14 protein-coding genes are annotated in these 13,481 nt (G+C 75.2%); 8 read left to right on the top strand and 6 right to left on the bottom strand.

Going from position 1 to position 13,481, the window contains the following annotated elements; genetic code table 11:
* Positions 1-48 precede the first annotated feature (48 nt).
* Both ACIBBF_RS22520 and ACIBBF_RS22515 read right to left on the bottom strand, forming a co-directional pair.
* Positions 49-1,275, bottom strand: coding sequence for a Cmx/CmrA family chloramphenicol efflux MFS transporter (locus ACIBBF_RS22520; protein WP_397417818.1), 1,227 nt, complete (start codon positions 1,273-1,275; stop codon positions 49-51).
* A 179-nt stretch (positions 1,276-1,454) separates the two neighbouring features.
* Positions 1,455-1,925, bottom strand: coding sequence for a GNAT family N-acetyltransferase (locus tag ACIBBF_RS22515; protein WP_397417816.1), 471 nt, complete (start codon positions 1,923-1,925; stop codon positions 1,455-1,457).
* A 194-nt stretch (positions 1,926-2,119) separates the two neighbouring features.
* Between ACIBBF_RS22515 and ACIBBF_RS22510 the strand changes: the two genes are divergently transcribed.
* Positions 2,120-2,878, top strand: coding sequence for an SDR family NAD(P)-dependent oxidoreductase (locus ACIBBF_RS22510; protein WP_397417814.1), 759 nt, complete (start codon positions 2,120-2,122; stop codon positions 2,876-2,878).
* Positions 2,879-2,965: 87 nt separating this feature from the next.
* Positions 2,966-3,796 (top strand): HAD family hydrolase, encoded by an 831-nt coding sequence (locus ACIBBF_RS22505; RefSeq protein WP_397417812.1) that lies wholly within the window; start codon positions 2,966-2,968, stop codon positions 3,794-3,796.
* 4 nt (positions 3,797-3,800) lie between these two features.
* On the opposite strand, the gene ACIBBF_RS22500 is transcribed toward ACIBBF_RS22505, so the two are convergent.
* Positions 3,801-4,436: a TetR/AcrR family transcriptional regulator gene (locus tag ACIBBF_RS22500; RefSeq protein ID WP_397417810.1), complete on the bottom strand. Its 636-nt coding sequence runs from the start codon at positions 4,434-4,436 to the stop codon at positions 3,801-3,803.
* A gap of 114 nt (positions 4,437-4,550) precedes the next feature.
* Here ACIBBF_RS22500 and ACIBBF_RS22495 point away from each other — a divergent pair, with 114 nt between their 5' ends.
* The 5 genes from ACIBBF_RS22495 (at position 4,551) to ACIBBF_RS22475 (ending at position 8,830) form a co-directional block, all read left to right on the top strand.
* Complete coding sequence (locus ACIBBF_RS22495; protein WP_397417808.1) at positions 4,551-5,348, top strand: SDR family NAD(P)-dependent oxidoreductase; 798 nt, start codon at positions 4,551-4,553, stop codon at positions 5,346-5,348.
* A complete protein-coding gene (locus ACIBBF_RS22490; protein WP_397417806.1) occupies positions 5,348-5,773 on the top strand; it encodes a nitroreductase/quinone reductase family protein in 426 nt (141 codons plus the stop codon). Before ACIBBF_RS22495 ends, ACIBBF_RS22490 begins: the two co-directional genes overlap by 1 nt.
* A 63-nt stretch (positions 5,774-5,836) precedes the next feature.
* The gene (locus tag ACIBBF_RS22485; RefSeq protein WP_397417804.1) at positions 5,837-7,051 is read left to right on the top strand and encodes a YibE/F family protein; all 1,215 of its coding nucleotides are present in this window, start codon (positions 5,837-5,839) and stop codon (positions 7,049-7,051) included.
* A gap of 79 nt (positions 7,052-7,130) precedes the next feature.
* A complete protein-coding gene (locus ACIBBF_RS22480) occupies positions 7,131-8,027 on the top strand; it encodes an NADP-dependent oxidoreductase (protein WP_397417802.1) in 897 nt (298 codons plus the stop codon).
* On the top strand, positions 8,024-8,830 hold the full coding sequence (locus ACIBBF_RS22475) for an SDR family NAD(P)-dependent oxidoreductase (RefSeq protein WP_397417799.1): 807 nt from the start codon (positions 8,024-8,026) through the stop codon (positions 8,828-8,830). Before ACIBBF_RS22480 ends, ACIBBF_RS22475 begins: the two co-directional genes overlap by 4 nt.
* Before the next feature lie 1,046 nt (positions 8,831-9,876).
* Here the strand turns inward: ACIBBF_RS22475 and ACIBBF_RS22470 are convergent.
* Both ACIBBF_RS22470 and ACIBBF_RS22465 read right to left on the bottom strand, forming a co-directional pair.
* Entirely contained in the window at positions 9,877-10,299 is a 423-nt protein-coding gene (locus tag ACIBBF_RS22470; RefSeq protein ID WP_397417797.1) for a hypothetical protein, read from the bottom strand.
* A gap of 36 nt (positions 10,300-10,335) precedes the next feature.
* Complete coding sequence (locus ACIBBF_RS22465; protein ID WP_397417795.1) at positions 10,336-11,442, bottom strand: FUSC family protein; 1,107 nt, start codon at positions 11,440-11,442, stop codon at positions 10,336-10,338.
* 101 nt (positions 11,443-11,543) lie between these two features.
* Here ACIBBF_RS22465 and ACIBBF_RS22460 point away from each other — a divergent pair, with 101 nt between their 5' ends.
* On the top strand, positions 11,544-12,005 hold the full coding sequence (locus tag ACIBBF_RS22460; protein ID WP_397417793.1) for a hypothetical protein: 462 nt from the start codon (positions 11,544-11,546) through the stop codon (positions 12,003-12,005).
* A 15-nt stretch (positions 12,006-12,020) separates the two neighbouring features.
* On the opposite strand, the gene ACIBBF_RS22455 is transcribed toward ACIBBF_RS22460, so the two are convergent.
* Complete coding sequence (locus tag ACIBBF_RS22455; RefSeq protein ID WP_397417867.1) at positions 12,021-12,755, bottom strand: alpha/beta fold hydrolase; 735 nt, start codon at positions 12,753-12,755, stop codon at positions 12,021-12,023.
* Positions 12,756-13,481 lie beyond the last annotated feature (726 nt).

Raw genomic sequence — 13,481 nt, 5'->3', positions numbered from 1 at the left:
GGCGAATCCTGGCAGCAGACGCATGGTCGGTCCGCGAGGGCGTCGTGGTCAGGGCTGCGGGTGGTTGCGGTCTCTGGCGGGGCTCAGGGTGGTGGGTCCCGGGGTGGCGGAGGGCTGGGCTGCGGCCCTGGGCGTTGCGGAGCCGAGCTTCGCCGAGCCGAGCGCGACCGCACAGGCGGCCAGGGCCGCGCTCACCGCCAGGGGTCCCACGAGGCCCAGCGGTGCGATGGCGGCGCCGCCCAGCACGGGGCCGACGAGCGCCCCGAGGTTCAGCGCGACCGTCGAGTACGCGCCGCCCATCGTGGGGGCGTCGTGGGCCGCCGCCATGCCGCGGGCGATGAGCGTGCCGCCGACGGCGAAGGACAGCGCCCCCTGGACCGGCGCGAGCACCCACGCCGCGACCGGGGACGCGGCGAGCGCCGTCCACGTGACCCACCCCGCGAGCAGGGCGGGTCCGGCCACGCCGAGCAGCAGCCTGCCGTGCGTGCCGGCGAACCGGCCGGCGACCCCGATCCCGGCGAAGGCGCCGAGGCCGAAGAGGGCGAGCACGGCGGGTACCAGCGCGGAGGCGAGTCCGGCGCCGTCCGTGACGACCACCGCGAGGTAGGTGAAGGCGCAGAAGGTCGCGCCGTTGACCAGCACGCCGAGCGCGAGGACCCGGAGCAGACCGGGGGAGCGCAGCGCACGGAGCTCGGCCCGCAGGTCCGGCCGGGCGTGCGGCGTGCGGTCGCTCCGGCCCGGCGTCCGGGCGGCGACGGGTACCAGGGCCGCCGCCGACACCCCCGCGATGGCCCACAGCGCCGAGCGCCAGCCCCACACCTCGCCGAGCAGCGCGCCCGCGGGGACGCCGGCGACCAGGGCGAGCGTCGTGCCGCCGAGGATCACCGACAGGGCCCTGGCCTGCCGCTCGGCCGGGACGACGCGGGGCACGGTCGACAGCGCCACGGCGAGGAACCCGGCGTTGGCCACGGCGGCGACGCACCGGGTGGCGAGCAGCACGCCGAAGCTCTCGGTCAGGGCGCCCGCGACGTGGGCGCCGACGAAGACGAGCAGGCAGGCGGTCAGGGTCCACCGGGGCGGCAGGCGGCGCCCGACGGCGGCCGTGAGCGGGGCGCCGACGACCATGCCGACGGCGAACCCCGAGGTGAGGTATCCGGCCTGGGCGACGGGGACGCCGAGGTCGGCGCTGATGCCGGGGACCAGCCCGGCGAGGACGAACTCCGAGGTGCCCTGCGCGAAGACCGCGACAGCGAGCACGTACAGCAGTGATGGCACGAAGACTCCGAAGGATGAGGAAACGGGTAGGCCTGGTCGGCACTACGGGCCCTTCGGGCGCGCGCGAGTCCGCTCGGGAAGAAGGAGCGGTGCGGCGAGGGCTGGCCTCGCCGGTCTCTGCTGGGGCGTCTCGGGCTACCGGAGTACCGGCAGCCCTGACCTGGACGCTTCGGGAGACCTCATGCGGCGAACCTAGCACGCACGGGCAACGGGCGGTGCCAGGCGGTCTCGCGGTCGAGCTGTCCCGTGCTGCGGAACAGGAGCACCTGGTGGGCGTCGGGCAGGGCGGCCGCGAGGGCGTCCGTGGTGGTGCGCTCGAAGCCGAGCCGCTGCCAGAAGCCGCCCGAGCGGCGGGAGAACAACCAGGCCTGGCGGGCGCCGGCGTCGGCGGCCCGGTCCAGGGCGAAGCGGGCCAGGCGCAGCCCGCTGCCGGTGCCGCGCAGGTCGGGGCGGACGGCGACGCTGCGTACCAGTGCGTGCTCGCCGTCCGTGCCCAGCTCGAAGCCCGTGCTGGCGCACACCGCCCCGGCGTCGTCGCGGTCGAGCCAGAGCCGCACGGCCGGCTCGGCGAGGGCCGCGACGGTGAGGTCGGCGGCGCGCAGGAAAGCGGCGAGGTCGTCGATGTCGTCCGGGGTCGCGGGGTGGAGCACACCGGGATCCTAGCCAGTCGAGGGCCAACCGAGGGCAGCCGAGGGTCGAGCAGGATCAGGCAAGGATGCGCGAGGAACGCCGTCGCCGTCGGGCCCCGGGATCGCCTTGACTGGTGGACGAGCCGGGGCGACGCCCCGAGGGCTCGGAGCCGGCCTCGGCCGGCAGCATCGGACAACTCGTGAGAGGGCAGCACATGCAGATCACCATCGTCGTCGGGGCCAGCTCCGGCATCGGGCGAGCGACCGCGGTCCGTGCCGCGCAGGGCGGTGCGGGCGTCGTCGTCACCTACAACTCGAACGCGGAGGGCGCCCGGGAGACCGTGCGGCTCGTCGAGGAGGCCGGCGGTACCGCCGTGGCGCTCCCGCTGGACGTGGGGGACAGTGCGACGTTCGGCGCGTTCCGCACCGCCGTCGTGGAGGCCGTGGCCGCCACCTGGGGCGAGCGGCAGGTCACGGGCCTCGTGAACAATGCCGGATTCGGCGGCGGCACCCCGTTCGCGCAGCTGTCCGAGGAACTGCTCGACCGCACCTACCGCGTGCTGTTCAAGGGGCCCTACCTGCTGACGCAGACCTTGCTGCCGTTGATCGCCGACGGCGGCGCGATCGTGAACACCGCGAGCAGCTCCGCGGGCACGGCGGGGCTCTCGGAGGGGTACTCGGCCTACGGGTCGATGAAGGGCGCCGTGGTGGTCCTGAGCCGGTACCTCGCCAAGGAGCTCAGCGGTCGCGGCATCCGGGTGAACTCCGTGTCACCCGGGCCGACACGCACCCGGCTCGGCGGGGACGCGTTCGAGAAGTACCCGGAGGTGATCCCGCCGCTCGTGGAGCGCACGGCGCTGGGTCGTCTGGGCGAGCCGGACGACGTCGGTGCCGTCATCGCGTTCCTCCTCTCCGACGCCGCGCGCTGGGTCACTGCGCAGGACATCGAGGTGTCGGGCGGGTTCAACCTGTAGCCACCGGTCCGCGCCCTGGGACGCAAGTTCCAAAATGTCCCAGTATCGGTAAAGATAGGGCATATCGCCTATCACCAGGGGAATATCGTGACCGCGACCGCCTCCGGGGCCACTGCAGCAGTGTCCCGCGAGCCGGGCTCCATGCCCGCGCTCGTCGCCTGCGACGTCACCGGGACGCTGGCCAGACCGGGCCGGCCGCCCCGGGCGGCCGTGCTCGACGCGGTCGCCGCGGTGCGCGCGGCGGGTCATCACGTGGTGGTCGCGACGGGCCGCTCGCTGGTCGGGGCGGTACAGGTGGCCCGGCAGCTCGGCGTCCGCGACGGGTGGGTGGTCGCGGCGAACGGCGCGGTCCGGGCCCGGCTGCACCCGGACGGCTTCACCGTGGCGGAGGTCGTGACGCTGGACGCGGAGGCCGTGTGCCGGCTGGTGGCCCGGACCCGCCCGGACCTGCGGATCGCCGCCGAGGTGGTAGGCACCGGGTACCGGGTCACCGACCGGTTCCCGGCCCGGCAGCTCGCCGGGTACGAGGAGGTCGTCGACGACCCCGTGGGGCTGTGGGCGCGGCCCACGCCCCGGCTGGTCGTGCACGGGCAGTGGGCGCAGCGGCTGGTGCCCGCGCTGCGGGCGGCCGGGGTCACGGCCCATCCCGTCCGTGTCGACTGGGTGGACGTCACGGCGCCGGACGTGAGCAAGGCCACCGCGCTGGAGCAGGTGCGCGAGGCGCTCGGGGTGGCCCCGGGCCGGACCTTCGCGGTCGGCGACGGCGAGAACGACCTGGAGATGCTCGCATGGGCGGGCACGTCCATCGCCATGGGGCAGGCGCCCGAGACCGTGCGGGCCGCGGCCGACCGGGTGGTGGGCACGGTCGAGGAGGACGGCGCGGTGGCCGCGCTGCACGAGGTGCTCCTGCGGCGCTGAGCGCCTAGCGACCCGCCGCGGGGACGCCGTAGCGGGCGGCCGTCGTCGTCACGGCCTCCTCCACCGCGTGCTCGACCTGGGCCCGGCTCGGGTTCCAGCCGGTCACCAGGAGGCGCGGCCAGAACACGTAGTTGCCGATCATGCCCAGGAAGTTCGCCGCGGCCAGGAGCGTGTCGTCCACGTGGGCGGTGCCCGCGTCGTGCTCGGCCCGGAGGTAGTCCTGCACCTGGCGGAAGAACGGCATCTTGCCGGTCTCGAACTGGGTGTCCGCGATCTGCGGGAAGCGCGGCATCTCCGCGATCACCATGCGGTAGAGGCCCACCATCTCGGGCTGCGACATGAGTGCGGCGTACCGCAGGCCGTACACGCGCAGGCCGCGGGCGAGGTCGCCGGTCCCGGGTGCGGCGCGGTCCTGGTCCGCCACGCCCCACTGCCGGGTCACGACCGCCTCGAACAGGCTGGCCTTGGTGGGGAACTGCTTGAACAGGGTGGCCCGGGACACGTCCGCGTCCTGCGCCACCCGCGCCAGCGATGCCCCCGCGTAGCCGTGGGCCATGAACAGGCGGGTCGCGGCGTCGATGATCGCGGCGTGCTTCTGCTCCGCGAGCTGCTGGTGGTACGCGCCCGTCCCTGTCGCCATGCACCCATCATGCCCGAAGCGGTGAGGTGAGTCGCTTGACTCACAACCGCCCGCCGGCGTAGCGTCGAGCGAGTTACGAGTCGAACGACTCGGAACCTGACGAGAGGACGTGCCGTGCGGCGGTTCGAGAACAGGACGGTGCTGGTCACCGGTGCGGGTGGCGGCATGGGCGTGAGTCACGTGCGCGCCTTCCACGGGGAGGGGGCCGCCGTCGTCATCGGCGACCGGAACCCCGAGCGGGGCGCGCGGCTGGCCGCGGAGCTGGGGGAGCGGGCCCTGTCGGTCACGCTGGACGTGCGCGACGAGGAGCAGTGGGCCGCGGCCGTGGCGGCCGCCGAGGAGCGCTTCGGCCCGGTGTCGGTGCTCGTCAACAACGCCGGCGTGGCGCAGGCCGCCGCCACGGTCGAGCACACGGAGCCGGCCGACTGGCGGCGCCTGCTGGACGTCAACCTGACGGGGCAGTACCTCGGCATCCGCGCCGTGACGCCGTCGATGCGGCGGGGCGGCGGAGGCGCCATCGTGAACATCGCCTCGACGATGGGCAACACCGCCACGCCGTACTTCGCCGCCTACACGGCGAGCAAGTGGGCGCTGCGCGGCCTGACCCGCACCGCGGCCCTGGAGCTGGGCCGCGACGGCATCCGGGTCAACTCCGTGCACCCCGGCGCCGTGGCCACGGCGTTCATCACGGAGCCCGCTGCGCCCGGGGCGGCGCCGATCGCCGACGCCTACACGCCCGAGCCGTTCGCCGTGCCGCGCGTGGGCGAGCCCGGCGACGTCACGCGGCTGACGCTGTTCGTGGCGTCGGACGACGCGGCGTACGCCACCGGCTCGGAGTTCGTGGTCGACGGCGGCCTGCTGCTCGGCCCGGCCCTGAAGTACGCGCCCGCGCCCGACGAGGAGGCGGCCTGATGGACGAGGCGGTGCGGCGCGCCATCGAGATCACGCCCGCGGCCACGACCCGGCAGCGGATCGTCGACGTCACGACCACCGGGCGCCGTACCGGCCTGCCCCGGCGGATCGAGATCTTCTTCTACCACGTGGCCGGGCGCACCTACCTGTGCAGCGGCACGGTCGACCGGCCGAGCTGGTACGTGAACCTGGTCGCCGAACCGGCCCTCACGTTCCACCTCAAGCACGGCGTGCGGGCGGACCTGCCCGCCACGGCCCGGCCGGTCACCGAGGAGGCGGAGCGCCGGAGGGTGCTGGCCCACATCGTCGCCGACCTCAACCAGCCCGCCAACCCGGGCCATCTGGACCAGCCCGTGGACCTGGAGGACTGGGTGCGCCGCTGTCGTCTGGTGGAGGTGACGTTCGCTGACGGTCCCGGGGCGTGACGCCGGGCACGGCGCCCGGCGGCTCGCCGCGCCCCCGGCGCGGACCTGGGTCAGGATGTCCGCATGGCGCACGCTCCCTCGCACGGTACGCCCGGTCCTGCCACGCCCCGGACCACGTTCTTCCTGGTCATGATCCTGGTCTCAGCCCTGCTCGCGACGCTGGCGGGCCTGTGGCTGCTCTGGCCCGACGCGGCCGACGTGCCCGACCGGGTGCCGGCCAAGGCCGAGGGCACCTCGTTCGTGGACGTGACGGTGTCCGGTCCGGCGGACCCGGTCACCGGGAGCATCCCCGTCGAGCTGGCGGACGGCTCGGACTCGCACCTCCAGTCGCCGGGCCCGTCCGTTCCCCTCGCCGAGGGCGACCGGATCACCGCCGTCGACATCTCCGGGGTGGCCCAGCCCGGCGTCGACCCCCTGGTGTTCCTCGACTTCCAGCGGGAGCTGCCGATCGCGCTGCTCGCGATCGCCTACGCGCTGGTGGTGCTGCTCGTCGCCCGCTGGCGCGGGCTCGCCGCGATGGCGGGCCTCGGGCTCGCGTTCGTGGTGCTGCTGGGCTTCACGATGCCCGCGCTGCTGGCCGGGCAGAACGCGTTCGGCGTGGCGCTGGTGACCTCCGCGCTGGTCATGTTCGTCACCCTGTACCTGGCCCACGGGCTGTCGGCGCGCACCTCGACCGCGCTGCTCGGCACGCTGGTGGGCCTCGCGCTGACCGCGGGGATCGCGGCGTGGGCGTCTGGCGCCGCGCAGATCACGGGCACCACCGACGAGGCGTCCTCGTTCCTGCCGTCCAGCGCGCCGGCCGCGGACCTGCGCGGCATCGCGCTGTGCGGCATCGTGCTGGCCGGGATGGGCGTGCTCAACGACGTCACCATCACACAGGCCTCCGCCGTGTGGGAGCTGCGGGCCGTCGCGCCCGGCGCGTCGCGGGCCGAGCTGTTCGCCAGCGCCATGCGGATCGGGCGCGACCACATCGCCTCGACCGTCTACACGATCGCGTTCGCCTACGTGGGCGCCGCGCTGCCGCTGCTCATGATGGTCTGGCTGGTGGACCAGTCACCCGCCACCGCGCTGAGCTCGGGCGAGATCGCCGAGGAGGTGGTGCGCACCCTGGTCGGCTCGATCGGCCTCGTGCTGGCCATCCCGGTCACGACGGCGATCGCGACGCTCACCGTGCCCGGGCCCGCGCCCGACGGGCCGCCGCCGGCCGAGCCGTCCGACCCGGACCTCATGGCACCGGTGTCCGAGGCGTGGGCGACCGGGGCACCGCGGACCACGTAGCGGCGCCGGACGGGGACACGGGCGGGCACCCGCAGGTTGCCTGCCTCGGACAGCACGAGCGCGACGAGAGGAACACCCCATGCGAGCAGTGGTCTTCGACCGGTTCGGCGGCCCCGAGATGCTGCACGTCGGCGAGGTCCCGGAGCCTGCGGCCGGACCGGGCCAGGTGCGGGTGCGGGTCGAAGCCGTGCCCCTGAACGCGTTCGACGGCAAGGTCCGCTCGGGCGCCATGGAGTCCGTGTTCACCACGGCGCTCCCGGGCGTGCCGGGCCTGGAGGTGGCCGGGGTGGTCGACCAGGTGGGCGACGGCGCCGCCGGGATCGCCGTCGGCGACCGGGTCACGGGGTGGACCAGCCGGGGTGCCGCGGAGCTCGCCGTCCTGGACCGGTGGGCGGCCGTGCCCGACGGCGTCGACCCGGTCCAGGCCTCGGCCCTGCCGGTGGTCGGCGAGACGGCCCGGCGCGCGCTGCGCATCCTCGGTGTGAGGTCCGGCGAGACGCTGCTGGTGCACGGCGCGAGCGGCGGCGTCGGCGGGCTCGCGACGCAGCTCGCCGTGGCGGCGGGCGTGCGGGTGGTGGGCACGGCGTCGGCGGCGAACCAGGAGCGCGTCGCGGCCTACGGCGCGACGCCCACGACCTACGGGCCGGGCCTGGTGGACCGGGTGCGGGCCCTCGTGCCGGTCGTGGACGCGGTGCTGGACACCTCCGGCGCCGGCGTGCTCCCGGACAGCATCGAGCTGCGCGGCGGCACCGACCGGGTGCTCACGCTGACGGACCCCGCGGCGCACGGGCTGGGCGTCGAGTTCTCCGAACGGTCCGAGCCGTCGTCCGCCGACCTGGCGGAGCTGGTGGGGCTCGTGGCCCGCGGCCAGGTGTCCGTCCCGGTGGCCGCCGTCCTGCCGCTGGCCGAGGCGGCCCGCGGGCAGGAGCTGGTCGACGACGGTCATGCGGGCGGCAAGGTGGTCCTCGTCCCATGACGCGGCGGGTCTGGTTCGTGACGGGAGCCGGACGGGGGCTCGGCCGCGCGATCACGAGGGCGGCCCTCGCCCGGGGTGACCGGGTCGCGGCCGCGGCGCGGGACCCGCGCGTGCTGGACGACCTGGTGGCGGAGCACGGCGACGCCGTCGCGCCGCTGCGGCTGGACGTGACCGACGCCGACCAGGCCGCCGCGGCGGTGGGCGCCGCGACGGACCGGTTCGGGCGCCTCGACGTGGTGGTGAACAATGCCGGCTACGGGCTGTTCGGGTACGTCGAGGAGATCACGCCCGCGCAGCTGCGCGACCAGCTCGAGGTGAACCTGCTCGGCGTGCTGCACGTGACCCAGGCCGCGCTGCCGGTGCTGCGGGCGCAGGCCTCGGGCCACGTGGTGCAGGTGTCGAGCTCCAGCGGCGTGGCCGCCTGGCCCGGGCTCGGCGGATACAGCGCCTCCAAGTGGGCGCTGGAGGGGCTGTCCGAGTCGCTGGCCCAGGAGGTCGAGGGGTTCGGGGTGCACGTGACGCTCGTCGAGCCGGGCCCCGTGGACACCGCGTGGCGCGACGAGTCCGCGGTGCGTGCCACGCCCCTGCCCGCCTACGACGCGCTGCGCGCCGCGGCCTGGCACCCGCCCGGTTCGTCGACGCCGGAGGAGGTCGCGCGCGTGGTGCTCGCCGTCGTGGACGCCGACGAGCCACCGCTGCGGATCCTGGTGGGCGACCTCGCGGCCGACGCCGTGCTGCCGCTCACCGAGGAGCGTCTGGCCGGGTGGCGGCGGTGGGAAGGGCTGGGGCGGTCCGGGGACTGACCGCCCGGTGCCGGGTCGTACGCTGGTCCCCGTGACGGACGACGGTCGGCAGTTCCACGTCGAGCTGGCGGCTGCCCAGGCGGCGGTCGTCGAGCATCGGCGACTCGATGAACGGCTCGGCGTCGTGGGGTCGGTTGCCGCGGCGGCTCGGGCGGAGCTGGCACGCGCGACGGAATCGCTCGCCGACCAGACCGTCGAGGTCCAGAACCTGGTGCGCCCGGGACCGGCGCTGGCCGTGGCGATCCTGAAAGGCGAGCGCGCCGAGCGGCTCGCGGCCGGACGGGCGGCGCAACGTGCCGCCGGAGATCGGGTGACGGCAGCGCACGCCGCGGTCGACAGCGCCGAACGCGAGCTCGCGGCGGTGCAGGCGAGCCTCGATGGTCTCGGCGACGTCGACGCCTGGTACGCCGCCGCACTGGCAGCGAAGGAGACCTGGTTGATCCAGGTGGGTGCGGTCGTCGCCGGTGACCTACGGGGGTTGTCGAAGCAGTCGGAGGTGCTGCGCCGCGAGCTGGCCGGGCTGCGGGAGCCGGCCGACGCCGCTCATCATGCCCGCGCGGCGCTGTCGGCCGCGCTCCGGCACCTCGACGAGGCGAGGGAGCTGGCTCTGGACGAACGCAGGGCCCGGTCGTGGCCGACGAGGAGACCGCTCATCCTGTCCGAGGGACCCAAGGCCGACCTGCTCGCCCAGGCCGTCGGGTTGATGCGGAGAGCGGCTGCGGCGCTCCGCGTGCTCACGCGGGTGGTCGACGACCGAGGGCTCGATGCCGACGGTCTGCTGGCCGAGGAGCTCGTCGGGACGTTCGACTTCCTGTTCGACACGAATCACAGCAGCGCGGTCTTCATGGACCGGATCGACGGGGCGACCGAACGGGTGCACCAGGCGCTGGACGCCGTCGAGCGTGCGGACCTGAGCATCGGTCGGCAAACGGCCGGCCTGCGCGCGCGGCTGGCCGAGCTCGGCAGGCGACGGGAAGAGATGCTGACCAACAGCCGACCGGCGTCCGTCCTGGGCGAGACTGGGCGGGCCGAGGCCGGGGGGGGGCTCAGGCCGTCTGCCACCCCGGCAGCAGCCGCTCCAGGGCGTCGGCCAGCGGCACGGACTCGCCGTCCTTGCCGCCCGCGCCGAGCGTCAGCGGCGGACGGCTCGGCGCGGGGCGCATGCCGCGCACCCGGTCGAGCAGGCCGAGGGGCGCGGTGAGCACATAGAAGTCCCCGTCGGTGCTCACGCCGGCGCTGCGGTCCACGCGCAGGTACCAGCCGCGCAGCGGCGTGCGCGCCGTGCCGCGGCCGCCGTACCCCCGCACCAGCAGCGCCTCGGCCGGCAGCCCGGCGGTCCGTGCCGCGGCCGTGAACTGCCGCAGCATGGCCTCGGCCCGCTCGTGCTCCGCGTCCTGCCGGGCCTGGAGGCGCTCGGCCTGCACCCGGACCGCCTCGGCCCGGCGCCCGGCCCACTCGTCGTCACGCATGCGGGCAAGTCTCGCACCCGGCGGCCGCCGACCCGCTCAGTCCGCCGCGTCCTGCCGGCGCTCGTGGGTGAGCAGGGTGATCGCCACGGCCACCACCACGCCGATCAGCGTGTCCAGCGCGCGCTCGCCGACGAGACCACCCACCGGCACGGGGTGGGCCAGGTGCGTCATGGACAGCGCCAGCGGCGTGATGAACAGCATCGCGACGGCGTAGTTGCGGCCCACCCAGAGCTCGGCGCCCGCCTGGAGCAGCGCGGCCACGGCGATGACCACGAGCGGCGGCGGTCCGGCCGCCAGCAACGCCCAGGCGATCAGCACCCCGACCAGCGTTCCCGCCAGCCGCTGGGCCGCGCGCACCAGCCGTCCGGCGGCGTCGGGCGCGGCCATCGGCACCACGGCGGCCACCATGGCCCAGTACGGGTGCCCGACGGCGGTCGCGATCCCGCCGGCGACGGCCACACCGACGCCGTACCGCACCACGTAGTGCGGCAGGGTCCACGCCGGTCCGGGAGGCGGCGTCGTCGACCCGGGCGGGGCCGTGGGCGCTGTGGGCGCGGAGGGTGCTGCGGGCGCGGAGGGTGCTGCGGGCGCCGGTGCGGCGGCGGTCGCGCCGCCGCGCTCGAACGGCGCGCAGACGGCGGTCAGCCCGAGCGCGAAGGCCGCGGCGGCGGCCGCGACCGCCAGGGCCACGACCAGCGTGCCGGGCTCGGCCGGCACGGAGGAGCAGGCCCCGAGCGCGAAGATCGGGAAGAGCGGCCCGGGTGGGTGCCAGCGCAGCCGGTGGGACAGGACCGCCACCACGACCGTCCAGAGCGCGGCGACCGGCACCACCAGCCAGGCAGCGCTCGGCACGGCCGCGCCGAGCACCGCGAGCAGGGTGCCGGCCAGCACCGACGCGACCAGCACGGCAGCCGCCTGAACCTGCATGACCAGGCGGCGACGGAGAGGGACCGTGCGGCCGAACAGGCTGGTGAACGCGCCGAACGTCGCGTACAGCGACCAGTCGAGATGCCCCGTGGCCCACAGCACCAGCATCGGCAGCGCCACGGAGGCTGCGGCCCGCAGGGCCACGGGGAGCTCGCCGCCGTACGGTCCCACGTGCAGCATCCGGCGCAGGTGGGGGAGCAGGGGGCGGGAACTCATGTCCTTCGCATCCTCCCACGTGACGGGGTCGGGAGAACCCCACCGCCGGGACGGAGGACAGCCACCTGGTCGGCGGGCGGCCTTCTGACCAGCATGGACACATGGAATCCACCATGTCGCACGCTGTGGTCACAGGCCGCTCGCTCCGCACGGTCGCGGCGGGCGCGTTCGTGCTCGCCGTGCTGGCGGGGATCGCGGAGGCGATCCTGGCCGTCACCTCGATCGCCGGCACCACCGGCCTGGGCGGCGGCGTCCTCGTCCAGGTCGCGGTGCGCGGCGCCGTCTTCGCCACCGCGCTGACCTGCGCCTGGTACCTCGCCCGGGGCCGCCGGTGGGCGTGGTGGGCCCTCCTGCTCGGCCTCGGTGGGGCGGGCCTGGCCTCGATGCTGGTCCCGATGGCCGCCGCCCTGGCCGACGGCGCCTCCTGGTCCACGGTGTTCGACGCCGGCACGTCACCGCTGTTCCCGGCCGTGCGCGCCCTGCACATCCTGTCCGTGCTGGTGGGCGTGACCGTCATGCTGCACCCCGGGGTGCGCGCGAGCCTGGGGCGCATCCAGGGGTGACGACGGTGGTGCCGCTCAGGGCCGCAGGAACTCGCCCACCACCGCGAGGAACTCCTCCGGGGCCTCGTCGTGCACCATGTGTCCCACGCGGATCTCTGCCAGCCGGCCGTCGGTGACCTCCTCGGCGAACCGGACCAGGTCCGTCTGGTCGACACTGCTGTCCGGCCCGCCCGCGACCACGAGCACCGGCGCCTGGATCCGCAGCGCGTCCGCCCACCAGGCCGGGTCCGGGTCGCTGCGCTGGGCACGCAGCGCGTTGACGAGGGGCCAGTCGAACGGCACCGGGTGACCGGGCTCGTCGAACGGCTCGAACCGGGCACCGCCCGGGCGGGGCACGGTGGCGTCCTCCAGCACGAGACGCGTCACCCGGGCGGGTGCGGAAGGAGCCGGGATCGTGCCGGCCGCGGGGCCGGTGGCGCGTTCCAGGGCGGCGGTGACCAGGCTGGCCGTCACCGCACCCATCGAGTGCCCGACCACGGCGAGCCCGCCCGGTGCGGAGTCCGGGCGGGGGTCCGGCCCGCGCGCGAGGTCAGGCCTGGGCGCGGGGTTCGGACCGGGCGCGGGGTTCAGTCCGAGTGCGGCGCAGAACGCGAGCGTGTCCGCCGTCATCAGCTCGTACGAGTACTGCCCGGGCCGGCCGCTGTCCCCGTGGCCGCGTGCGTCGGGCGCGAGCACCCGGTGGCCGAGTGCCGCAAGGTCGTCCAGCAGGGGGTCCCACGACAGCGAGCTCTCGCCGAGGGCATGCAGCAGGAGCAGCGGCGGCGCGGCCGGATCACCGGCCTCGCGGTAGGCCAGGCGCAGGACGGTGCCCGGGTCGGCGCTGGTCGGGTGCGGCGCTGGTCGGGTGCGGGGCTGGTGTGTGCGGGGCTGGTGTGTGCCGAGTCGGCGTGTGCGGTGCCTGCGTGTGCGGAACGGTGGTGTGCCGGATCTCCACGTGGTGGACCGGGTGCTGCGGCGCGATGGTCATCGGCGCAAGTATGCCGAGCGGGCGACCGCACCGGCACCGTCGTGGTGCGACACGCGGCGAGAATCCGCTGACCGCATACGGCGCCGGGTCGCTCTGCTGGGGACTGGCAGCGTGCAGGCACGGGCGCGGGCGCAGGCGTAGGTGCGGGCACAGGCACAGGCACAGGCACAGGCACAGGCACAGGTGCAGGTGCAGGTGGAGGAGCAGGAGCAGGAGCGGGCACCGGCTCGGGCGCGGGATCCGACCCGGACCGTCCCGAGGTCGGTCGTTCGCTGTACCCCGCATCCGAAGTTCGGTCGCTTGCCTCGAGATCGGTCCAACGATCGACCGATCTCGAAGCAAGGGACCGAACCGGGGTGTGCCGGTCGAGCACTGGACCGAATCCGGGGTAGGTGGGCTCAGCAATGGACCGAGTGGGGGTGTGCTGGTCGAGCTCTGGACCGAGTTCGGGGATGCCGGTTCAGCGGAGGACCGAGTCCGGGGCACGCGGACCCAGCAACGGACCGGCC

The organism is Promicromonospora sp. NPDC050880 (assembly GCF_044456525.1).
Classification (GTDB): Bacteria; Actinomycetota; Actinomycetes; order Actinomycetales; family Cellulomonadaceae; genus Promicromonospora.
The sequence above is the reverse complement of the archived record's forward strand: the minus strand, read 5'-3'. Positions and strand labels throughout refer to the sequence as shown.

Excerpts from the sequence above, each read along its gene's own strand:
- ACIBBF_RS22510 (WP_397417814.1), top strand. The coding sequence starts at position 2,120 with ATGCAGATCACCATCGTCGTCGGGGCCAGCTCCGGCATCGGGCGAGCG.
- ACIBBF_RS22460 (WP_397417793.1), top strand. The coding sequence starts at position 11,544 with ATGGAATCCACCATGTCGCACGCTGTGGTCACAGGCCGCTCGCTCCGC.
- ACIBBF_RS22490 (WP_397417806.1), top strand. The coding sequence starts at position 5,348 with ATGGACGAGGCGGTGCGGCGCGCCATCGAGATCACGCCCGCGGCCACG.
- ACIBBF_RS22485 (WP_397417804.1), top strand. The coding sequence starts at position 5,837 with ATGGCGCACGCTCCCTCGCACGGTACGCCCGGTCCTGCCACGCCCCGG.
- ACIBBF_RS22465 (WP_397417795.1), bottom strand. The coding sequence starts at position 11,442 with ATGAGTTCCCGCCCCCTGCTCCCCCACCTGCGCCGGATGCTGCACGTG.
- ACIBBF_RS22475 (WP_397417799.1), top strand. The coding sequence starts at position 8,024 with ATGACGCGGCGGGTCTGGTTCGTGACGGGAGCCGGACGGGGGCTCGGC.
- ACIBBF_RS22500 (WP_397417810.1), bottom strand. The coding sequence starts at position 4,436 with ATGGCGACAGGGACGGGCGCGTACCACCAGCAGCTCGCGGAGCAGAAG.
- ACIBBF_RS22470 (WP_397417797.1), bottom strand. The coding sequence starts at position 10,299 with ATGCGTGACGACGAGTGGGCCGGGCGCCGGGCCGAGGCGGTCCGGGTG.
- ACIBBF_RS22480 (WP_397417802.1), top strand. The coding sequence starts at position 7,131 with ATGCGAGCAGTGGTCTTCGACCGGTTCGGCGGCCCCGAGATGCTGCAC.